The organism is Streptomyces sp. NBC_01537, assembly GCF_045040445.1.
GTDB lineage: Bacteria > Actinomycetota > Actinomycetes > Streptomycetales > Streptomycetaceae > Actinacidiphila.
In genome coordinates this window covers 5,701,214-5,721,875 of record NZ_CP109392.1, presented here as the reverse complement: position 1 = coordinate 5,721,875, position 20,662 = coordinate 5,701,214, and the positions used below count along the sequence as shown (strand labels likewise).

The 20,662-nt window shown below is 71.2% G+C and carries 19 protein-coding genes; 10 read left to right on the top strand and 9 right to left on the bottom strand.

All coding sequences use genetic code 11. The features are described from left to right. The first annotated feature begins 28 nt into the window (after nucleotides 1–28). Nucleotides 29–298 (top strand): hypothetical protein, encoded by a 270-nt coding sequence (locus OG607_RS26445; protein ID WP_405728338.1) that lies wholly within the window; start codon nucleotides 29–31, stop codon nucleotides 296–298. Here the strand turns inward: OG607_RS26445 and OG607_RS26440 are convergent. The 5 genes from OG607_RS26440 to OG607_RS26420 all read right to left on the bottom strand — a co-directional run bounded on the left by OG607_RS26440 (nucleotide 280) and on the right by OG607_RS26420 (nucleotide 7,319). After that, nucleotides 280–3,669 (bottom strand): S8 family serine peptidase, encoded by a 3,390-nt coding sequence (locus OG607_RS26440; protein ID WP_405728335.1) that lies wholly within the window; start codon nucleotides 3,667–3,669, stop codon nucleotides 280–282. The genes OG607_RS26445 and OG607_RS26440 overlap by 19 nt on opposite strands. 247 nt (nucleotides 3,670–3,916) lie before the next feature. Beyond that, nucleotides 3,917–4,915 carry an ABC transporter permease subunit gene (locus tag OG607_RS26435; RefSeq protein ID WP_405728332.1) on the bottom strand — a complete coding sequence of 333 codons (999 nt, stop codon included), beginning with the start codon at nucleotides 4,913–4,915 and terminating at the stop codon, nucleotides 3,917–3,919. Continuing rightward, complete coding sequence (locus OG607_RS26430) at nucleotides 4,912–5,883, bottom strand: ABC transporter ATP-binding protein (protein WP_405737061.1); 972 nt, start codon at nucleotides 5,881–5,883, stop codon at nucleotides 4,912–4,914. The genes OG607_RS26435 and OG607_RS26430 overlap by 4 nt, the downstream gene beginning before the upstream one ends. Before the next feature lie 62 nt (nucleotides 5,884–5,945). Next, the gene (locus OG607_RS26425) at nucleotides 5,946–6,359 is read right to left on the bottom strand and encodes a GntR family transcriptional regulator (RefSeq protein ID WP_405728329.1); all 414 of its coding nucleotides are present in this window, start codon (nucleotides 6,357–6,359) and stop codon (nucleotides 5,946–5,948) included. 108 nt (nucleotides 6,360–6,467) lie between these two features. Further along, nucleotides 6,468–7,319 carry a GNAT family N-acetyltransferase gene (locus OG607_RS26420; protein ID WP_405728326.1) on the bottom strand — a complete coding sequence of 284 codons (852 nt, stop codon included), beginning with the start codon at nucleotides 7,317–7,319 and terminating at the stop codon, nucleotides 6,468–6,470. Nucleotides 7,320–7,454: 135 nt separating this feature from the next. Between OG607_RS26420 and OG607_RS26415 the strand changes: the two genes are divergently transcribed. From OG607_RS26415 to OG607_RS26400, 4 genes are all read left to right on the top strand, one after another. Further along, entirely contained in the window at nucleotides 7,455–7,847 is a 393-nt protein-coding gene (locus tag OG607_RS26415; RefSeq protein WP_405728323.1) for a S4 domain-containing protein, read from the top strand. A gap of 117 nt (nucleotides 7,848–7,964) precedes the next feature. Then, nucleotides 7,965–8,360 carry a nuclear transport factor 2 family protein gene (locus OG607_RS26410; protein ID WP_405728320.1) on the top strand — a complete coding sequence of 132 codons (396 nt, stop codon included), beginning with the start codon at nucleotides 7,965–7,967 and terminating at the stop codon, nucleotides 8,358–8,360. Between the two features lie 182 nt (nucleotides 8,361–8,542). After that, the gene (locus OG607_RS26405; protein WP_405728317.1) at nucleotides 8,543–8,755 is read left to right on the top strand and encodes a heavy-metal-associated domain-containing protein; all 213 of its coding nucleotides are present in this window, start codon (nucleotides 8,543–8,545) and stop codon (nucleotides 8,753–8,755) included. Continuing rightward, nucleotides 8,755–10,938, top strand: a complete 2,184-nt coding sequence (locus OG607_RS26400; protein WP_405728314.1) for a heavy metal translocating P-type ATPase — start codon at nucleotides 8,755–8,757, stop codon at nucleotides 10,936–10,938. The genes OG607_RS26405 and OG607_RS26400 overlap by 1 nt, the downstream gene beginning before the upstream one ends. A 6-nt stretch (nucleotides 10,939–10,944) precedes the next feature. On the opposite strand, the gene OG607_RS26395 is transcribed toward OG607_RS26400, so the two are convergent. Together OG607_RS26395 and OG607_RS26390 are read right to left on the bottom strand one after the other, a co-directional pair. After that, a complete protein-coding gene (locus OG607_RS26395) occupies nucleotides 10,945–11,625 on the bottom strand; it encodes a PP2C family protein-serine/threonine phosphatase (protein ID WP_405728311.1) in 681 nt (226 codons plus the stop codon). A 5-nt stretch (nucleotides 11,626–11,630) separates the two neighbouring features. Beyond that, nucleotides 11,631–12,044 (bottom strand): SsgA family sporulation/cell division regulator, encoded by a 414-nt coding sequence (locus tag OG607_RS26390; protein ID WP_405728308.1) that lies wholly within the window; start codon nucleotides 12,042–12,044, stop codon nucleotides 11,631–11,633. A gap of 186 nt (nucleotides 12,045–12,230) precedes the next feature. On the opposite strand from OG607_RS26390, the gene OG607_RS26385 reads away from it, so the two are divergent. Next, nucleotides 12,231–13,769 carry a sigma-70 family RNA polymerase sigma factor gene (locus OG607_RS26385; RefSeq protein ID WP_405728305.1) on the top strand — a complete coding sequence of 513 codons (1,539 nt, stop codon included), beginning with the start codon at nucleotides 12,231–12,233 and terminating at the stop codon, nucleotides 13,767–13,769. Next, a complete protein-coding gene (locus OG607_RS26380) occupies nucleotides 13,769–14,923 on the top strand; it encodes a winged helix DNA-binding domain-containing protein (protein ID WP_405728302.1) in 1,155 nt (384 codons plus the stop codon). The genes OG607_RS26385 and OG607_RS26380 overlap by 1 nt, the downstream gene beginning before the upstream one ends. 75 nt (nucleotides 14,924–14,998) lie before the next feature. Here the strand turns inward: OG607_RS26380 and OG607_RS26375 are convergent, their stop codons facing one another. Then, the gene (locus OG607_RS26375; protein ID WP_405728299.1) at nucleotides 14,999–16,831 is read right to left on the bottom strand and encodes a D-alanyl-D-alanine carboxypeptidase; all 1,833 of its coding nucleotides are present in this window, start codon (nucleotides 16,829–16,831) and stop codon (nucleotides 14,999–15,001) included. A 506-nt stretch (nucleotides 16,832–17,337) separates the two neighbouring features. Between OG607_RS26375 and OG607_RS26370 the strand changes: the two genes are divergently transcribed. The 3 genes from OG607_RS26370 (at nucleotide 17,338) to OG607_RS26360 (ending at nucleotide 19,649) form a co-directional block, all read left to right on the top strand. Next, nucleotides 17,338–18,039 (top strand): GPP34 family phosphoprotein, encoded by a 702-nt coding sequence (locus OG607_RS26370; protein ID WP_329316899.1) that lies wholly within the window; start codon nucleotides 17,338–17,340, stop codon nucleotides 18,037–18,039. A gap of 343 nt (nucleotides 18,040–18,382) precedes the next feature. Next, a complete protein-coding gene (locus OG607_RS26365) occupies nucleotides 18,383–19,240 on the top strand; it encodes a helix-turn-helix domain-containing protein (protein WP_405728294.1) in 858 nt (285 codons plus the stop codon). A gap of 202 nt (nucleotides 19,241–19,442) precedes the next feature. After that, on the top strand, nucleotides 19,443–19,649 hold the full coding sequence (locus OG607_RS26360) for a DUF397 domain-containing protein (protein WP_405728291.1): 207 nt from the start codon (nucleotides 19,443–19,445) through the stop codon (nucleotides 19,647–19,649). A 95-nt stretch (nucleotides 19,650–19,744) separates the two neighbouring features. On the opposite strand, the gene OG607_RS26355 is transcribed toward OG607_RS26360, so the two are convergent. Beyond that, a complete protein-coding gene (locus OG607_RS26355; RefSeq protein WP_405728288.1) occupies nucleotides 19,745–20,587 on the bottom strand; it encodes a hypothetical protein in 843 nt (280 codons plus the stop codon). Between the last annotated feature and the right edge of the window lie 75 nt (nucleotides 20,588–20,662).

Genomic DNA, 20,662 nt, shown 5'->3' with positions numbered 1-20,662 from the left:
TCGCTCTGTCTCGGGAGGTTGTGGACGGATGCGCGACTCTCGGGTGAGAACCTTCCGGCATCTGGCTCACTGGGCCGGCGTCGACGCCGCATTCGTCTACGCCTTCGCCCGCTGGGACGTGGCGACCACGGCCCTCCACGATCCGGAGGACGACTTCGACGCCTCCAGTTTCGGTGTGGTCAGGCTGGGGTGGGAGCCCAAGGCCGCCGGGCCGGCAAGGAGTACACCCCTTAGGAGTGTGCTCCTAAGGGGTGTGTACCGCCGGGGAAGCGAGCAGGGCTACTTCACCGTGCGGTAGGCCCGCCAGATGGTCTGCTTCAGGGTGTTGCCGTTCGCGTCCGTCAGGGTAACGCGGAGCGAGACGGTGCCGGCCTTGGCGGGGTGGCGGAGTTTGAGGTGCTTGCCGTTGACGACCTGGGCCTTCTTCCAGGTCTTGCCGTTGTCGTAGGAGACCTGGAAGGCGAGCTTGCGGAGGGTGGCGGGCTTGGCGGCGCCCTGGATGGTGAAGGGGACGGCGAAGGTGGTTCCGGCCTTGGCGGTGCCGGCCGCTGAGAGCTTCGGGGTGAAGCGGACCACGGACAGGGGCAGGGGCTTGGCGGCGGTGCCGGGGACGTGGGCGGAGCGGAAGGTCCACTCGGCGGCGATGCGGGTGCTCACGGGGAAGAGGGCCGGGGAGCGGGAGATGTCGGTGGTGAGGCGGTAGGTACGGGCGCCGGCCGGGAGGGTGTGGGTGGTGTCGCCGTCCAGGGGGGTGGTGGTGGCGAAGATCTTGGTGCTGCCGGCGTAGAGGGAGCTGCGTGCCTTGGTGTACGCGGAGGTGCCCAGGTGACCGGCGCCGTCGGAGAAGAGCGGGACGTAGGCCCCGAAGGTGTCGCCGAGGCGCAGCGCGCCGGGGCGGGCGTCGCCGGGGGTGAGGGTGCCGGAGGGGAGGACGGGGCCGAGGACGCCGACGTTGAAGCGCAGGGTGTAGTCCTTGCCGGAGGCGAAGGACTGGGGGGCGGCGGACTGGCCGGCCGCGGAGACCGGTTCGCCGTCGGCGCCGGCCGGGCCGTACTCGTAGGCGGCGTAGTGCCACTTGACGCCGTTGGGGAGTACGTAGTCCGTGCCGGTCAGCGGCAGTTTGCGGGTGGTCGGGGTGAAGTCGAACCAGTTGCCCGTGCCGGGCAGGAGGGGCGCGGCGATGATGTCCACGGTGCCGGCCTTGGCGAGCGCGCCGACCTGGACCTTGACCTTGGTGAGCTGGGCGCGCCGCAGCTTCTGGGTGAAGCCGGAGAGGTCGCCGGTGCGGTTCCAGGCCAGGCGGTAGTTCACCGTCCCGTGGGTCCAGGTCCCGGAGTACTGGGCGAGCGCCTCGTCGGCGGGCACCTTGGCGCCGAGCTGCCCGAAGCGCATGCTGCCGAAGGTGTCGGCGGTGTAGGTGGAGCCGTAGCCGTTGCCGTCGTTGTCGACGAAGTAGTTGAGCATGGCTTCGGTGTTCTTCGCGGCGGTGTCGGGCACGGTGACCCGGACCGGCTTGGTCCGGCGGGCGTCCATGACCAGGGTGGTGTCCTTGGTCAGCGCGAACTTCGGCTGCATCAGCAGTGCGAGATCATCGGAGCCGGAGCCGGTGGGTATCCGGCCCTCCAGGGCGTAACGCCCCTTCGGGAGACGGACGGTGACCGTGCCGTCGGATCCGTCGTAGATGTCCTTCCAGATGGTGTTGTCCAGGCCGTAGAGGCCGGTCGTGGCGTCGGCGGTGACGGGCTTGCCGTCGAGGCCGAGGTACTTGACGGTCAGGTTGTACGACTCGATCTCGCGCTGGACGCCGATGGCGGTACGCACACTGGTGGAGCCGTCGGCGGAGGTGGCGGTCAGCGCGCCGCCGAACTCGCCGTCGGCCGTGCCGACCCGGCTGTCGGCGGTGACGGTGGCGGTCGCCTGGCCGCCCGCCGGGACGGTGAGCTGCGCGGGCGACACGGTGAACATGCCGTCCGGGGCGACGGCGTCGGTGGCGAGGTCGAGGGTGACCGGCTGGTCACCGGCGTTGCGGTAGGTGACCTCCTTGGTGACGGGCTGGTCGTCGGTGTGCGGCCACGGCTGGGAGCCGAAGCTCAGGGTGGCCGGGCTGCTGGTGACCTGCTGGGTGATCGCCTTGGCGAGGTCGGTGCGCCCTGCCCCCTGGGCGTAGGAGGAGACGGCCGCGGTCGGGGTGGCCGAGCCCGTGAGGGTGGCCTTGAGCTGCTGCCCGGTCCAGTCGGGGTGCTCCTGGGCGAGGATGGCGGCGGCGCCGGCGACATGCGGGGTCGCCATAGAGGTGCCGCTCATCGTGACGTAGCCGTCGGCGGCCGGGTCGCCCATCCAGCCCTCGGCCGCCTTCGCGGCGACGATGTCGACGCCGGGCGCGGTGATGTCCGGCTTGAGGGAGCCGTCGGCGGTGGGGCCGCGGCTGGAGAAGTCGGCCATGGCGTCCTGCCCGTCGACCGCGCCCACGGTGAGAGCGGCGGCGGCGCTGCCCGGAGAGCCGACGGTGCCCGCGTCGGGGCCCTCGTTGCCCGCGGCGATGACGAAGAGGGTGCCGGAGTCGGCGGACAGGTCGTCGACCGCCTGCTCGACGGGGTCGGTGTCCGGGGTGTCCTCGCCGCCCAGGCTGAGGTTGACCACCTTGGCGCCCTCGGTGACGGCCCACTGCATCCCGGCGATGATGCCGGACTCCTCCCCCGAGCCGGAGTCGTCGAGCACCTTGCCGACCAGCAGCCGCGCGCCGGGCGCGACCCCCTTGTACTTCCCGCCGGACTCGGCCCCGGAGCCCGCGATGGTCGACGCCACGTGCGTGCCGTGGCCCGCGCGGTCCACGACGTCGTCGGCGGCCCCGGACCCGGAGAAGTTCTTCGCCGCGTCGATCCGGTCCTTCAGGTCCGGGTGGGTGGCGTCGATGCCGGTGTCGAGCACGGCGACCTTGACGCCCTTGCCGTCGTAACCGGCGGCCCAGGCGGTCGGTGCACCGATCTGCGGGACGCTCTTGTCCAGGCCGGCCTTGACCTTGCCGTCGAGCCAGATCCTGGCGACCTTCGCTGAGCTGGTCGCGGCGAGCGAACGCGCCGTGGCCCCGCTGCCGGTGAGGGTCTGCCAGAGTGCGGAACCCTGGGACTTGCGGGCCCGCAGCGCCTCGCCGTTGATGCTCGGCAGGTTCCGGCGCACCTGGGTGCCGGAGGCCGAGAACGTACTGGCGGCAAGGGACTTGCCCTTGGCGTACGTGACGATCAGCGGCAGGTCGGACCGCCTGGCGTCGTCGTAGTGCAGGCTCACCAGCTGCGTGACGTCGAACAGCCGCCGGTCGGCCTTGCCGCTCGCGACCAGCGCCTCGGCGTCCCGCGGTACGACGTACGCGTGGCCGTCGGCCTGCTGGATGCGGAACGCAGTCCCCTCGCGGCCCTCGGCGGCCACGACGCGGGTGACCTTGCCCGAGGCGTCCAGGGTGACCCGGTCGCCGGTGACGAGGGTGACGGTCCTCGCGGTGCCGGTGCTTTGGGCGACCGCGACCGGTGCGGCCTGGGCCTGGGCGGCGCCGCCGGTCACGGCCGCGGTGGCGGCGAGCAGCGCCGCCGCGACGGCACCGGCCGCCGTCTGTTTGCTGTGCTTCCTGTTCAGCTTCAACTCAGGCCTTTCGTACGAAAGTCGGCAAGAGGGCATGGCTCGGCAACCGCAGGGCGGTGTGCGGCCGGAAGTGTGTGATGGTTCGCGCCGTCGAGGCGGAGAGGGCACCCGGGTGTGGTCACCGGGATACCGGGAAGAGCGGGCCCTGCACGGCCGGCAGCACGACATGGTGATGGGGTGGTGCGTGCCGGCCGTTGCGGGGATGGGCCAACGAGGGCCGAGGCGTTCGGTGGTACGGGGTGGTGCGGGGTGCTTCAGGTTGTGCGGTGGTGCCGTTGGTACGTCAGACGATGCGCTTGCGGCCCCAGAAGAAGATGAAGGCGGTGAGGGCGGCGGTCAGGGCCAGCAGGATGGAGGCGCCGAACCACTGCATGGAGGACATCTCGGAGTAGGGGAGGTAGTCCACCCGCCAGCCCACGATGCCCTTCTGGTCCAGGCAGCCCTTCACCTTGGCTTCGGGCTCGGTGACGCAGGTGCTCCAGCCGTAGAGCTTCCCGGAAGCGGTGGTGAACCAGCGGTCCAGCTCGTAGGCGGCGTTGGGCAGAGTCGGGCTGGAGTCCAGGACGCCCTTGTTGGTGGTCAGCGTGACGCTGTTGCCGAGGTCCAGCCGGAAGTACGACCAGATGATCTGCACGGCGACCGCGAAGCCGAAGGTGACGACCATGGCCAGCAGGGAGCGGCGCAGCACCATGCCGATCGCGACGCCGCCGACCAGGGTGAACAGGGTGAGTGCGGTCAGCATGGGTCCGCTGTTGTCGAAGCCGGTACCGGAGACCCACGAGATGAAGTTCTCATGGTCCCTGACCGGCGACCAGAACCAGCTGAACACCCCTGCGAGCACTGCCGTGCCCACGGCGACCACCAGGACGGTGATAGCGAGCTTGGTGGCGATCCACCGGACACGGCTCACGGACTGCGAGGTGACCAGCTTGGCGGTGCCGTTCTCCAGATCCCCGGCGATGAGCGGGGCCCCGACGAAGACGCCGATCAGGATGGGGATGAAGCCGAGGCCGTATCCCGCCTGCGTCAGAGCGGAGTTGCTGACCTTCATGTCCCAGTCGTCCGATGTCGGGTGGGGCCACCCGAGGGCGTGGAGGGCGTCCATCAGCTGCCCACGCTGGTAGACCATCCAGCCGGCGGCGAGGATCGTGCAGCCGATGATGGTCCAGAAGGCGGCCCGGTGCTGGCGCCAGACCAGCCAGTTGATACCGCTGAGGCGCGGGCCCCGGCGGGCGGGGGCGGTGGTGACGGGGGAAGCCTGGGCGTTGGTCATGGTGGTCATGCCGCCACCGCCTTCGCGCCGTCCTGGCCGCCGACCCGGTCGCTGACCTGGGAGCTGGCGGTGAGCAACGGTGGCGCCTGTGGGGAGCGCAGGTAGGCGAGCAGGAGTTCCTCCAGGTTCGGGGTTTCGGACTGCCAGACGCCGTCGATCGGTCCGGTCGGGCGCACCAGCATGGTGACCTGGCGTCCGCTGGTGCGGGACTCCACGACCGTGTGACGGGCGAGGGAGGCGGGCACACCGGCGGTTTCGCCGTCCGGACGGGCGCCGGTCAGCAGGGTGTGGGCGGCGAGGAGTTCGTCGACCTCACCGGCGAGCCGCAGTCCGCCGTCGGCGATGACCATCAGGTAGTCGCAGACGTTCTCCAGCTCGGCGAGCATGTGCGTGGACATCAGCACGGTGGTGCCGTGCTCGGCGGCCTCGGCCATCAGGGTGCCCATGAGTTCATGGCGTACGAGCGGGTCGAGGTCGGACATCGGCTCGTCGAGCAGCAGCAGGTCGGGGCGCTTGCCGAAGGCGAGGGCGAACGCGACGCGGGTGCGCTGGCCGCCCGACAGGGTGCCGATCTTCGCCTCGAAGGGCACATTGCCCGCCCTGACGATGTTCTCGGCGGCCTGCTGGTCCCAGCCGGGGTTCAGCTCCCGGCCCAGGCGCAGCGTCTCGGCCACGGTGAAGCGCCGGAACAGCGGCTTCTCCTGGGCGAGGAACGCGGTGCGGCGGTTGGCCTCGTCGGAGCCCGGGGCCGAGCCGAACACCCGCAGGGTGCCGGCGGTCGGCTCCAGGAGGTCGGCCGCTATCCCCATCAGGGTGGTCTTTCCGGCGCCGTTGGGGCCCACCAGACCGCAGATCCGGCCGGCCGGCAGCCGGAAGGAGCAGTCCTTCAGCGCCCATCCCCGCCGGTACTTCTTTCCTGTGCCGTACGCCTCGATCGCGGACTCCTCCCCGCCACCGGCGCCGGCCGCGCCCGCCAGACCCGCGTCACGGAAGTCCGTGACGTCGTCGCTCCAGCCGTTCCCGCCGTTGCTACCGCTGCTCACCTGTGCTCCTCGTTCCCGACGGCCGCCGGGCTTCCGGCGTACCGCTCCTCCAGCACCGACGTGACCAGCGCGGTCACGTCCTCCCGCTCCAGCCCCGCCTCGCGGGCCCGGTCCATCCACTCCTCCAGCTCCCCCCGCAGCGGCGAGTCGGCCGCCGCCTGCGGGCGGGCCAGTGACCGCCGCACGAACGTGCCGAGCCCCGGCCGGGGTTCGACCAGTCCCTCCCGCTCCAGCTCGCGGTACGCCTTGAGCGTCGTGTTCGGGTTGACCGCGCAGGTCTCCGCGACCTCCTTGGCCGTCGGCAACCGGTCCCCCGGCACCAGCACTCCCAGCCGCAGCGCCTGCTTGGTCTGCTGCACGATCTGCTGGTAGGCGGCGACCCCGCTCCGTCTGTCGATACGGAACTCCAACCTCCTTCACCACCCTTTAGCTACTTGATTAGTGGAATGATGATGAAGCGCCGATCGCGAACCTGTCAAGCGACCAGGTCAAGGGGCGCGAAGCGGAGCAGGCGGCCGCTACAGGTCGAGCTGGTACGTCATCACGCGGTGGGTCGGCACGTAGCCGAGCGCGTCGTTGATCGACCGCATGTACGAGTTGCTGTCGGCGGTGTCCGTCAGCAGGCCGTCGAGGCGGGGGTGGCGGTCGCGGGCCTGGCGGATGGACTCGGCCTTGATCCAGAGGCCGAGGCCGTGACCTCGGTGTTCGGGCAGGACGCCGGTGCCGTAGTGCTGTGCGTCGCCGAGGCCGTCGGAGGGGACGACGAGTTCGGTGAAGGCGACGATGCTGCCGGTGGGCCGGTGGACGGCGGCGACGGTGTGGAGATGGTCGCCACGTTTCGCGACGGCTTCGGCGACGGAGCGGAGACGGTCCACGTCCCAGGTGACGGTGCCGTAGTCGGTGTCATCCATGGGCATGTCGTCCATCGCGCGGCGGGAGTCGGCGTACGTCTGGGCGAGGTGGTCGGGAACGGTGCCGGACCAGGAGGTGAGGACGTACGGAGGATGGGGGCGGTCGGCCATGGCGGCGGGGTCGGCCTGGGCGAGGGGGAGCCGCGCGAAGGTGAGGGTGAGGACCTTGCGGAAGCCCCGGGAGGGGAGAAACTCGGCGCCGGGCGAGCCGGCTTCGGCCTGGGCCAGGACGCAGCGCTTGCCGGCTTCGCGGGCGGCGCCGAGGGCCGCGTCGAGCAGGCGGGTGCCGGTGCCGTGGCGGCGGTCGGCGGGGTGGACGTGGAGTTCGAGTTCGGCGAGGTGGTCCTGGCCGGGGCGGCTGAACAACCGGAGGAAGGCGGAGCCCACGGGGTGGCCGTCGGAGGCGAGCCAGGCCAGGCGGTCGTCCGGGGCGTTCAGCGGAGTGATGCGGATCGGCAAGGTGTCTCCATCGCGGGGAGGTGAGAGGTGGGAGGTGGAAAGCTGTGGCGCATCTGCTGTACACCTCGTCCGCACGGCGGCGCGACGGCTTATTGAGAGGCCGCGCGGATAGGTGGGGCCTCTAAGGTCGGGAGCATGGCTGAAGACGAAGGAAGCGTGCGGGTCGACGCCTGGATCTGGTCGGTGCGGCTGACGAAGACCCGCGCGCTGGCCGCCGCGGCCTGCAGGGCCGGGCACGTACGCGTCAATGGCGAGCGCGTGAAGCCCGCGCAGGCGGTGCGGGTGGGCGATGAGGTGCGGCTGTACCACGCCGGGCGGGAGCGGATCGTCGTCGTGAAAACCGTCGTGCGCAAGCGGGTCGGACCGCCGGTCGCGGTGGAGTGCTACGTCGACAACAGCCCGCCGCCACCGCCGCGCGAGGAGGTCGTGGTGGTCGCCCACCGGGAGCGGGGCGCGGGACGGCCGACGAAGCGGGAGCGCCGGGACCTGGAGCGGCTGCGGGGGCGTGGGGACGGGGAGCAGTCGTAAGAGGCCTCGCCGATGGGGAGCGCGGGCCCGCGACGCCGCGCGTCCCATCGGCGAGGCCTCTAAGCTGGTGAGGTCAGCCGAATATGCCCCGCTTTCTCATGAAAGGTGGCGATCGTGATGGCTGAACACCCGCACGCCGCACTCATACGCAAGGGTTACGACGCGTTCTCGCGCGGTGACATGGAAACCTTGCGCGGCATCATGACCAGCGACTGCGCGCAGCACGTCCCCGGCAGCAGCCAGATCTCCGGTGACTTCAAGGGCGTCGACAACATCCTCGCCTACTACCAGCAGCTCTTCGAGCTGACCGGCGGCAATATGCGCGCCGAGCTGCGCAACGTGTTCGTCGACGGGCGCGGTCACGCGGTGTCCGTGCACCACCTCCACGCCGAGCGGGGCGGCAAGAGCTATGACGCGGACGGCGGAATCGTCTTCCGTATCGTCGGCAACAAGGCCACCGACCTGGACGAATGCATCGACGACATCGACCGGTCGGACGCGTTCTGGGCCTGATCCGGACCTGGATCCGATCCCGATCCGATCCTGATACGAGCCGCCCGTCAGGCGAAGGAGAGCCGCCTGGTGGGCGGCTCTTTTTTGTGGCGGGTCCTCGGCCGCCCCTCCGCCGGGAATACCCCTGGGGGGTATAGTGTTGGGCACTATAGGGATCGAACCGCACGCAAGGAGCGCCCACCATGACCGTCACCTACACCGTCACCGGCATGAGCTGCGGCCACTGCGAGTCCGCCGTCACCAAAGAGGTCTCGACGCTGCCCGGCGTGACCGACATCCAGGCGGACGCGAAAAGCGGCCTGCTGACCATCGCCGCCGAAGGGCCGCTGGATGACGAGGCGGTCCGGGCCGCCGTCGACGAGGCCGGTTATGAGTTGGTCGGACGGACCGCCTGATGAGTTCCACGGACGTCGAGCTGGACATCGGCGGGATGACCTGCGCCTCGTGCGCGGCCCGCGTCGAGAAGAAGCTCAACCGCATGGACGGCGTCTTCGCCACGGTCAACTACGCCACCGAGAAGGCCAGGGTCTCCTACGAAGGCCCGGTCGCCGTCGGTGATCTGATCGCGACCGTCGAGGCGACCGGCTACACGGCGGCGCTCCCGGCTCCGACGACTGCCGAGGAGGACCTGCTGCCGCTGGAGCAGCGGCTGCTGACCGCCGTCGTGTGCGCGATACCCGTGATCGCGATGGCCATGGTCCCGGCGCTGCAGATGCGCGGCTGGCAGTGGCTCTCGCTGATCCTGGCCACGCCGGTCGTCACGTACGCCGCCTGGCCCTTCCACAAGGCCACCTGGACCAATCTGCGGCACGGCACGGCCACCATGGACACGCTCATCTCGGTGGGCACGCTGGCCGCCTTCGGCTGGTCGCTCTGGGCGCTGTACTTCGGCGACGCCGGCATGCCCGGCATGAAGCACCCCTTCGGGCTGACCGTCACGCGCGGCGACGCCGGGTCCAATCTGTACTTCGAGGTCGCCGCGGGCGTCACCTCCTTCATCCTCGCCGGGCGGTACTTCGAGGCCCGCAGCAAGCGGCGGGCCGGGGCGGCGCTGCGCGCGCTGCTGGAGCTGGGCGCCAAGGACGTGGCGGTGCTGCGGGACGGGCGCGAGGTGCGCGTCCCGGTCGGCGAGCTGGCGGTGGGCGATCTGTTCGTGGTGCGGCCGGGCGAGAAGATCGCCACGGACGGTGTCGTACGGGAGGGCTCCTCGGCGGTCGACGCGGCGATGCTGACCGGCGAGTCCGTGCCGGTCGAGGTCGGGCCGGGCGACGCGGTGGCGGGCGCCACGGTCAACGCGGGCGGGCGGATCGTCGTCGAGGCGACCCGGGTCGGCGCCGATACGCAGCTTGCGCGCATGGCGCGTTTGGTCGAGGACGCGCAGAACGGCAAGGCGGCGGCGCAGCGGCTCGCGGACCGGATCTCGGCGGTGTTCGTGCCCGCCGTGATCGCACTGGCGCTGGGGACGCTCGGGGTGTGGCTGCTGACGGGCGCCGGCACGGCCGCGGCCTTCAGCTCCGCCGTGGCCGTGCTGATCATCGCGTGCCCGTGCGCCCTGGGCCTGGCGACGCCCACGGCTCTGATGGTGGGCACCGGGCGGGGCGCTCAGCTGGGCATTCTCATCAAGGGACCGGAAGTACTGGAGACCACCCGCACGGTGGACACGATCGTCCTCGACAAGACGGGGACGGTCACGGCGGGCGCCATGACACTGACCGCCGTCCACCTCGCCGAGGGCGAGGACGAGGCGGAGGTGCTGCGGCTCGCCGGGGCCCTGGAGGACGCCTCCGAGCACCCGATCGCGCGTGCGGTCGCCCGCGCCGCACAGGAGCGCGGCGGCCCGCTGCCGGTGCCGGAGGACTTCACGGCGGTGCCGGGCCTGGGTGTGCAGGGTGTGGTGGACGGCCACGCCGTGGTGGTGGGGCGGCAGCCGCAGATCCTGCCGGAGAAGCTCGCCCTGGCCAAGGCGGAGGCGGAGGAGGCCGGACGTACGGCGATCGCCGTCGGCTGGGACGGGCATGCGCGTGCCGTCCTGGTCGTGTCGGACGCGGTGAAGCCGACCAGCGCCGAGGCGGTGCGCATGCTGCGCGGGCTCGGGCTGCGGCCGGTGCTGCTGACCGGCGACAACGCGGCGGTTGCGCGAGCGGTGGCGGCCGAGGTCGGCATCGGGGAGGCGGATGTCATCGCCGAGGTCATGCCCGAGGACAAGGTCGCGGTCGTACGGCGGCTGCAGGCGGAAGGCCGGTCGGTCGCCATGGTCGGCGACGGCGTCAACGACGCGGCGGCTCTCGCGCAGGCCGACCTGGGCCTGGCGATGGGCACGGGCACGGACGCCGCCATAGAGGCCGGCGACCTCACGCTGGTGCGCGGCGACCTGCGCGTGGCGGCCGACGCGATCCGGCTGTCGCGGCGGACCCTCGGCACCATCAAGGGCAACCTCTTCTGGGCCTTCGGCTACAACGTCGCCGCTCTGCCTCTGGCCGCGGCGGGCCTGCTCAACCCGATGATCGCGGGGGCCGCGATGGCCTTCTCGTCCGCGTTCGTCGTCGGCAACTCGCTGCGGCTGCGGCGCTTCGCCTGATCCCTCTCAACTCCGCTCCGGCATACGCCGCATGCGCAGCGTCGGCCAGCGCCGGGCGGAGGGCGGTACCGCCTGCTCGTCCTGCTCGGGGTCGTCCCTGCGCATGGCGAGCAGTGCCACGTCATGCGCAAGGCCGCCGCGCAGCGCGCGCACCATGTCCTGCGGGCTGCCCAGGCGGCGGCCGCTGAGCCGGGCGCCGGCCTCGTCGACGCCGTCGGTGAGGAAGAGCAGGGTCGCGCCCGCCGGAAGGCGTACGGTCTCGGTCGCGTACGCGTGACCGGCCGGGTCGCCCAGCCCGAGCGGCGGCAGCCGCCGCGCCGGGCGCAGCGCGCGGGCGACCCCGCAGTGCAGGAACAGCGGCGGCGGATGACCGAGGTTGAGCAGCTGGACGGTGGCGAGATCCGGGCTGAACTGCGCGGCCAGCAGGGCTGTGAAGTCCGCCGAGGCGTGCCGCAGGGCGTAGCCGAGCCGGCCGACCAGGTTGTCGAGGGTCGGCGCCTGGCCGGCGGCGGCGCGGAAGGCCCGCAGGACGACGGCCCGGCCCCGGGCGTCGCCGATCAGCACGCGCGTGCCGAACGGCGTCTCCTGGACGGCCAGCAGACTGCCGGCCGTCCCGGGGTCGGCCGCGTACGTCAGCGCCGTGGCGGGAGTCGTGGCGTCCGGGGCCGCTGCGGTTCGGACGGCCATGCCTGTCACTCGTCCCCGAACAGCGCCGCCAGCACGGCGTCCACGTCCAGGTGCTGGACCTCCGCGCCCGCGGGCACGGCCTCGTAGGACCGGGACAGGAAGGCGCGCACATCCGCGACGGCCAGGTCGATGAGGGCGATGCCCTCGCGCGCCCGCAGTTCGATCATCGTGCGGCGCAGCCCGTACGGCCACACGTGCACATCGCCGTCGCCCGACGGGGCGCGCAGCCCGGCGGCGAGGAGGCCGCGGGCGAAGGTCCATGTGACGTCCGTTCCGTCCAGGGACACCGAGGCGGGGAAGGTCAGGCACACGGCCAGCGGGTCCTCGCGGTGGTAGCGCAGGGTGGCGCTGACCTCCTGGTCTCCGGCGCCGGGTGCACAGAGACGGACCTGCACGATGTGATCGATGTCGGTGAGCATGGCTGGATCCCTTCGTGATCGGTGCGCTGCTCGCACTCCTTCGACCACATAGACCGGGAACCAACGGCCCTCATTACGCGACTTACGCATCAATAATTGTGACCTGCCGCATAGCTCAACTGGCGTGTCGCCGCCTTATAGTGCCGAATGTCCGGACGCCCGGAATTCGAGAAGGGTTGCCGAACCATGGCTGAGGCCGAGGGCTTCGAAGACATAACCCCCACCTCCGTCGAGGCCGGGGACACCGAGGCCTATGCCCTGCTCTACGCGGAGCAGCACCCGCGGCTGGTCGCCTACGCGCGCACCCTGACACGCAACACCTGGCAGGCCGAGGACCTCGTCGCCGAGGCCCACTTCCGCGTCTGGCGGCGGCTGTCGGGCGGACACCGCATCGACAACGTGCCCGCCTACCTGGCCACGACCCTGCGGAACCTCGCCACGTCCGTCGGCGCCGCGTCGGCCCGCGAGATACCACAGGACCCCGGTACCGGAATCGGAATCGGCCAGCAGCGGACGACGGCCGACGACGAGGCCAACGACCCCGCGCAGCGCGTCGCGTACGTCGATCTGCTCGGCGACGTCCTGAAGCAGCTGCCCGAACGGTGGGTCCGCGCCCTGTGGCTCGCGGAAGCCGAGGACCAGCCCCTGGAGGCGGTCGGCCGTGAACTCGGCACCAACCGCAACGCCACGGCCGTGCTGCTCAGCCGGGCCCGTGAAGGCCTGCGGCAGGCCTTCCTGCGCGCCCAGCCGGGAACGCCGGCGGACGCGGCCTGCGCCGACTTCTGGGACCGGATGCCCGCTCACGTACGGGACGTCGACTCGCCCCGGCACGCGGCGGCACTGCGCGCCCACACCGAGACCTGCGAGGACTGCCGGGCCCGGATGCTGCTGCTGATGCAGGCCAACAACCGGCTGCCGGCGCTGGTCGGCCCGGCGCTGCTGGTGCTGGTCGGCGGCGGCGCGCTGCGCTTCCTGGCGGCGGCGGGTGCGGGTGCGGGTGCGGGTGCCGGTGCCGGTGCCGCTGCCTCCGCGGCGGCGGGTGCCGGGAAGGCCGGGGGCGTGGGAAGCGGCGTGGGCGGTGCGGCCGGCGGGTCCCTCGGCGGCTCCGCGGTGGCCGCCGGGGCCGCGGGCATCGCGGTGGTGGCCGCGGCGATCGCGGTCACCGTGGCCATGGCGACCGGCGGTTCCAAGCCGACGCTCGTGGAACGGGCCGTAGACGACAATCCGTCGGTGACAGCGGCGGCAGGGCAGTCGGCGCAGCCCGCGCCGGGGGCGAGCGCGTCGAACACGACGAGCACGACAAGCACCCCGAGCACGTCGAGCACATCGAGCACGCTGAGCACGCCGGCCGGCGCCCCCGCCGCGCTGACGGCCACCTCGGTCCCGCCGCTCGCGGTGCTGCCGTCCTCCTCCACTTCCTCCTCTTCCTCGCCTTCCTCCGTCGCCACCACGGCTCCGGCAACGGCCACACCGACGGCTACGGCCACGGCCACAGCTACGGCGAGCGCGACCCCCGAACCGACCGCCACGCCCACGCCCACGGCCTCGGCCTCGACGCCCGTGGAGACCCCGGAACCGACCGCGACCGCCGAACCGACCGAGACGGCACAGCCCTCACCGTCCCCGACGCCGGCGCCGACCGAGAGCGCCCCGGTGTGCCGACGGCATCACGGCAGCGGCAACTCCGTCCAGCACTGCAAACGGCCCCCGCGAGACCACAACTGATGGGCCCCGCCGAGCGGCGCGCCCGGCTTGCCCGCCGGCACCTGCTGGCCGCCGGCCACCGGGCCGCGTCCGCCGAGGCGGTCGCGGAGTCGCTCGTGGCGCTGCACGGCACGGACCCCGCCACGGTGTACCTGTCGGTCGCGGCGCGCCTGCGCACGCCGGGTACGGCCGACACCGAACGCGCCCTGTACGAGGACCGTTCGCTGGTGCGGCTGCTCGCCATGCGCAGGACGATGTTCGTCGTCGCGGAGTCCTTCGCTCCCGTCGTCGACGCCGGGGCGGCCCGGGCCATCGCCGCCGACGAGCGCAAGAAGCTGCTCAAATTCCTTGCCGAGGGCGGCGGCTGGGACGCCGCCTGGCTCTCCGAGGTCGAGGACGCCACCCTCGCCGCCCTTGCGCAGCGCGGGGAGGCCACGGCGGCCGAGCTCGGCGCCGCCGAGCCACGGCTGCGTGCGCAGGTCGTGGTCGCTCGCGGCAAGCCGTACGAGGCGACCCAGAACGTCTCCTCCCGCATCCTGCGCGTGCTCGCCGCCGAAGGGCGCATCACGCGCCGGCGCCCCGCCGGCGGCTGGACCAGCAGCCAGTACCGCTGGGCCGTCGGCACACCGCTCCCGGGCCTGCCCGCCGCCGAGGCCCGGACCGAGCTCGTACGCCGCTGGCTGGCCGCCTACGGGCCCGGCACCGAGGCCGACCTCAAGTGGTGGACCGGCTGGACCCTCACCGCCGTACGCGGCGCCCTGGCGGCGTCCGGCGCGCAGCCGGTCCCCCTCGACGAGGGCACCGGCTACGTCCTGCCCGGCGACGACTCCCCCGCCCCCGCGGGCGAACCCTGGGCCGCACTGCTTCCCGCCCTCGACCCGACCCCCATGGGCTGGGCCCAGCGGGACTGGTACCTCCCCGAGGCCGGCCCCCTGCGCGCCTCCCTCTTCGATCGCACCGGCAACATCGGCCCCACGGTGTGGTGGAACGGCGAAGTCGTGGGCGGCTGGGCCCAACGTGCTGACGGTTCGGTGGCCCACCGGCTGTTCGCCGACCGTGGCGCGCAGGCCGCCGCCGCGGTCGCCACCGAGGCCGCGGGGCTCGGCGGCTGGCTGGGGGGTGTGCGGGTGACCCCGCGCTTCCGTACGCCCCTTGAGCGCGAGCTCTCCGCCTGAGCGGCCCTCGCCCGGGGTACCCGGTCGGGTGGGGCAGACGGCCTGCCTGCCCCACCCGACCCGGCCTCACCCGGGTTACGCGACGCGCTTGAGCTTCGTGCCCAGTGAGGGTTCCACCAGGTCCTTCTCAAGGGCCACCGGGATCTTGATCTCGCTGTCTCCGTTGCCGACGGTGAGCTCGCCCACGGCGGTCCCGGCCTTGGCCTCATGAGGGATGCCGGTCTTGGCGGGGGTGAGGGAGATGTCGACCTTGAGGCCGCCCCAGCCGACCGCGGTGACGTCCTTGGTGGCGACGACGGCGGTGTGGCCGCCGAGACCGTCGTCGACGTAGCCGAGAACGTCGCCCTTCTTCACGATCAGGTCGGAGGTCAGAGCGGCCTGGGTGGCCTGGATGAGCTCCTTGCTCCTGGTGAGGACCGTGGTGATGATGGGCGACTTGTACTGGCCGAGCATCGCGCCGATGATCAGCTGCTTCCTGCCGTCGACCTCGCGGGTCGCGGCGAAGAGCAGATTGCCGCCGGCGGCGGTGCTGGTCCCGGTCTTGATGCCGACGATGTGGTTGAAGCCGGCGAGCTGGTTGTAGTTCGACTGCGAGGTGCCGTTGCTGTCCGTGTACTTGATGGTGTTGACGATCTGGGCGAAGACCCCGCCGTCCATCTCCATCGCCTTGCGGCCCAGCTTGACCTGATCCTTCGCCGTGCTGACGGTGGTGGACTCCAGGCCGCTTGGATCGGTGTAGGTGGTGTTGGTCATGCCGAGTTCCTTGGCGACGGCGTTCATCTTCGCGACGAACGCGGTCTCCGATCCGGCATCCCAACGGGCCAGCAGGCGGGCCACGTTGTTCGCGGAGGGAAGCAGTACGGCCTCCAGCGCCTCGTACTCGCTGAGCTCCTGCCCCGCCGTCACCTTGACGACCGACTCCTGCTCGGCGGACCCGCTCTCGTACTGGTCCTCGGCCTTCTGGTCGACGCGGATGGTCTCGCCCTTGGCGCCGCTCTTGATCGGGTGGTCGCGCAGGATGACGTACGCGGTCATCACCTTGGCGACGCTGGCGATCGGCACCGCCTTCTCCTTGCCGGACGAGCCCAGGCTGCCGAGGCCCTCGACCTCGACGACGGCCTGGCCCTCGCTGGGCCAGGGCAGGGAGGGCTCGCTGCCGCCGAACGTGTGGGAGGCGGCGCTGGTGAGCTTCAACTCGGGGCTGGGGAGCGGGCGCAGCGCCTGGACGGCGCCGAAGATGATCAGAAGGAGCAGGACCAGGGGCGTCCAGATCTTGAAGCGGCGGGCCACGGTCCGCAGCGGGGTCTGGGGCGGCGGAGGCGTGTTGGTCAGCTCCGCGAGCAGCTTGAGCGACTCCCCGGGGTCGGGGGGCAGCGGCATGGTCTTCGTACGCTCGCGGGGCGGCTCGCTCGGCGCGTCGTCCGTCACGAGGGGCACGAAGGTGCCCACCGGGCGGGCAGGGGGCTTGTCCGCGAGCGGCTTCGACTCGGGCGCGGCCACGCTGGACCGGGCCTCCGCGACGCTGCGAGCGGCCAGGACGAGCGTGCCCTCACGGGGCCGGTCCTCGGGCTCGGGCTCGGGCTCGGATTCAGCCTCGGGCTCAGGTTCAGCCTCGGGCTCCGCGTCGGGCTCCTCCTCGGCCTCCGGCTCAACCTCCGACTCGGGCTCCTCCTCGGCCTCCGGCTCAACCTCCGGCTCGGGCTCCTCGTTGGCCTCCGGCTCAACCTCCGGCTCGGGCTCCTCCTCGGCCTCCGGCTCGGCCTCGGCGTCCGCCTCGGTCTCGACCTCGGGCCCCGGCTCGGGCTCGACCTCGGGCTCCGCGTCCGCCGTCTCGTCGACCGGCTCCACGGCGGGTTCCGCATCCTCGGGTGCGGCGTCCTCCGTATCCTCGGCGGATTCCGCGTCCACTGCCGCTACGTCATCCTGCGTATCGGAAATACGTACATCGGACTCGGCCGACCCCTCGGGGCCGGACTCCTCCTCGGCGCCCTCGGGAGCCGTTTCGGGGGAATCCTCCGAACCGGCACCCTCATCCGCAACCGAATCGTTACGATCGGCACCGGAGGAACCTTCGGCCCCTTCCGGCTCACGGAACACCGCGAGCCTCGGATCCTTCGCCTTGCGCCCGGTCGCCTCCCCCGACGACTCCTGCTGCTCCGCCCTGCCGGGGGACTCGCCCGCCACGCAGACCTCCTCCACACGTCATGCGGGGCCGTCGTCACCCGACGCCCCGCTCTCCCAACACCAGTGTCCAGCCACAGGCTGAGAAGCCTCTGAGAGACCCGCCGTAAGCAGCCGCTCCCGCGCTAGACGAGAACGACATATGAGTCGGTTCCCGCACGAACGGGCAAGGCGCTCTCGACAGGTAGCTGTGAGAGGCGTCACCCTGTCTTCATCCACGCGGGGAGGCATGGATGGGCAGGAGCCGCAGAAGTATTCCGGAGGAGCTACTGCTTCTCGCCTTGGACCCGACCACGGGTACCACGGCGCAGCCGCAGTCGCTCGACCTAGGCCTTGCCGGGGCACAGCTAGTGGAGCTGGCTCTGGCAGGGCGAATAGCCCCTGATGGGGATCGTATCGCCGTGGTGCACCCACGGCCGACAGGAGATCCGACCCTGGACTCCGCGCTCGAACTGCTGCGGCGACGCGGCAGCCCCGTGCGTGCCGTCCACTGGATCGGCGGGCCCCGCCTGGGGCTTCGCCAGACGTATCTCGCGCATCTCGAACGGTGCGGCATGGTGCATGCCGTGGCGGGGCAGATGTGCGGGGTGCTGCCGACCACTCGCTATCAGGCGACCGACAGCGAAGTCAGCCGGGACATCAGGTCACGGCTGGACAACGCGATCCGCACCGGCGTACCGCCGGACCCGCGGACCGCGGCGCTGGCCGCGCTCGCCCATGCCGTGGGGCTCGGCAAGCACCTTTACCCGGGCAACGAAGGCCGGTCATCGCGATCGCGCCTGAGGGATCTGATCCGCTACGACCCCATGGGCGGCCTCGTCGCGCACGCGGTCATGGACGTACAGAACGGGGTCGCGGCACAGCCGAAACGACCGCCCGCGCAGGGGCGGTCCGCAGCGGCGGGGCAGAGCATGGCCCGGGCCGGCGTCCGATGAGCTGACCGAGCAGGAGAGCAGAGCCACCAGGCAGAGCCAGAACGTCAGGACGGACCGGTGTCCGGAGGCAGGGCCCGGACACCCAATTCCGCATCCGTCCCCAGCGACCCGGTCACGGGAGCCGCTGCGACGCGCGGGCCACCGACCGGTCAACACCGGCCGACGGCCCGCGCGTCGCTGTTTTTCGGCCGCTTGGGCCGCCTGAGCTGCTTGAAGAGCGGACCATACGACCATTTCCCAGCGCGATGATGACCGGTAGTGGCAGGCTGCTGACCAGCAGTACACAACAGCAGCGCACAGCACTGCACTGCAGAAACCATTCGATGCCGGAGGTGCACGTCCCGTGGCCGCCAACGTCAACCCAACCGTCAGGCGACGCCGTCTCGGATCCGAACTGCGCAAGCTGCGCGAGATGAAGGGCCTGACAGCAGAAGCGGTCGCGGCGGAACTGCTCGTCTCCCAGTCGAAGATCAGCCGCCTGGAGAACGGCCGGCGCAGCATCAGCCAGCGCGATGTCCGCGACCTCTGCGGCGTCTACGGGGTCGACGACCCCCACCTGGTCGAGTCGCTGATGAACATGGCCCGCGAATCCCGCCAGCAGGGCTGGTGGCACGCCTTCGGCGATGTGCCGTACAGCGTCTACATCGGCCTGGAGACCGAGGCCGAATCGCTGCGCACCTACGAGTCCCTGATCGTGCCCGGACTGCTGCAGACGCGTACGTACGCCGAGGCCGTCATCCTGGGCATGGGGCCCGAGGCGACCCCGGCCGAGATCCAGAACCGGGTCGAGGTGCGGCTCAAGCGGCAGGAACGGGTCGGGGATCTGGAGCACCCGCTCCGCCTGTGGGCCGTGATCGACGAATCGGCGCTGCGCCGCGTGGTGGGCGGGCCGCCGGTGATGGCCGAACAGCTGGAGTATCTCGCGGAGATGAGCACGCTGCCGCATGTCACCGTCCAGATCCTGCCGCACGACGTGGGGGCCCACCCGGGCATGTACGGGGCTTTCGCGGTGCTGGAGTTCGAGGACAGCTCGGACTCGTCGGTGGTGTACCTGGAGGGCGTGACGAGCGATCTCTATCTGGAGAAGCACGCCGATGTTCACAAGTACGCGATGATGTACGAATATCTTCGCGCACAGGCGCTCAATCCGGAGAAGTCGCGGGAGTTCATTCTTGACGCGGCGAAGGGGTACGCACCCTGACACACCCGCCGGAACGGTGCGAGAGCGGCGCGGGGGCGGAACGGTACACCCATACTCCGCAACGTGTGAGAGGCATTTGGAATATGCCATCCGGTTGGGTGAACACCCCTCACCGGACAGTGATGTTGGAGCGTAACGTCAGGTCGTGCCCAAAACGCACCGGGCACATCGCAACACATCACACACGATCGGAGCAGCGATCATGCATCGGGAAGATCCCGCCCTCTCATGGTGGAAGTCCTCGTACTCCGGAAACAACGGCGCGTGCCTTGAAGTGGCGCTCCCGGACGAGCACTCCATCGCCGTACGCGATTCCAAGGACCTGGCCGTCCCCAGTCTGAGCTTCCCCTCCCAGGCCTGGTCGGCCTTCGTGGCGGAGGTCAACCGGGGAGCTTTCACCCGCCCGTAGTGGTCCGTCAGCAAGCACGCTCCATCGCCCTCTCGACCGGTCCGCCGTCCTGGCCGAGGGGGCACGCTGCTGTCTCCTGTCCTGCCGCCTCCCAGTCAGCGCAGCTGATCGACGTACGTGTCCGTCCCCGGAACCGTCGGAACGAAGGGTGCGACCAGCTCAACCCGGCCGAGGCCGGCCGCCGCGACATCCTCGCCGAGACCCGCGAAGTGCTCCTCCCACACTTCGCGCGGGTCCCGCTGCAGGAACCACAGGAGGGTGAGCCGGGTGTCGGTGCCCTCGACCTGCTTGACGTAGGACATGCGGTCCAGCGGCAGCGGCGTGGGCTTGAACACCGTGACCATGGCGGCCGGTGAGCCGCCCGCGAGCCGCTTGGGCAGATGCCTGGCGCGCAGCCACTCCAGCAACTCCTCGCGCTGCCCGGCCGATTCGGCGTCGATGACCTGGACGACAATCCCCGCGTAGGGGTGGTCGAGGGCGTGGAAGTCGCGGGGCCCGGCGGCGCCGTCGCGGTAGACGGTGACGGCGTGGTCCTGGAAGGCCGTGAAGACGTGGGTGCGGTCGTGGTAGACGCGGGCGTCCCGGTTGAGGCGCTTGTTGATGCCGACGGTCCACTTCATGTGGTCGGCGTAGCGGCCCGCCGTGATCCAGTAGACGGTGATGTAGCAGCCCGCGGTGACGGGCTGGGCAACAGCCGATTTCTCCGGATAGCGCAGAAGCTGGAGTTCGCGGGTGGCGACGAAGCGGCGTCCCGCGTACATCCAGGGCATGGCCATGGCACCGGCGATGAAGTGGTCGTCCTCGTACCAGCGGTTGTACGCGTACTCATGGCCCGGGTGCGGCTCGACCATGGTGATCAGGGCGTGGCCGAACCCGGGTCCGTACGGGCCGAGGGCGGCCAGCTCGGCGTAGGCCTCGCTGCGCGTGTCGTCTGTCATGGTTACGGTTTAGCTGACTGGGTGTCAGATTTGGAAGGGTGTGGCGCGGGCGACCGCACTAGATGTACCTTCCAT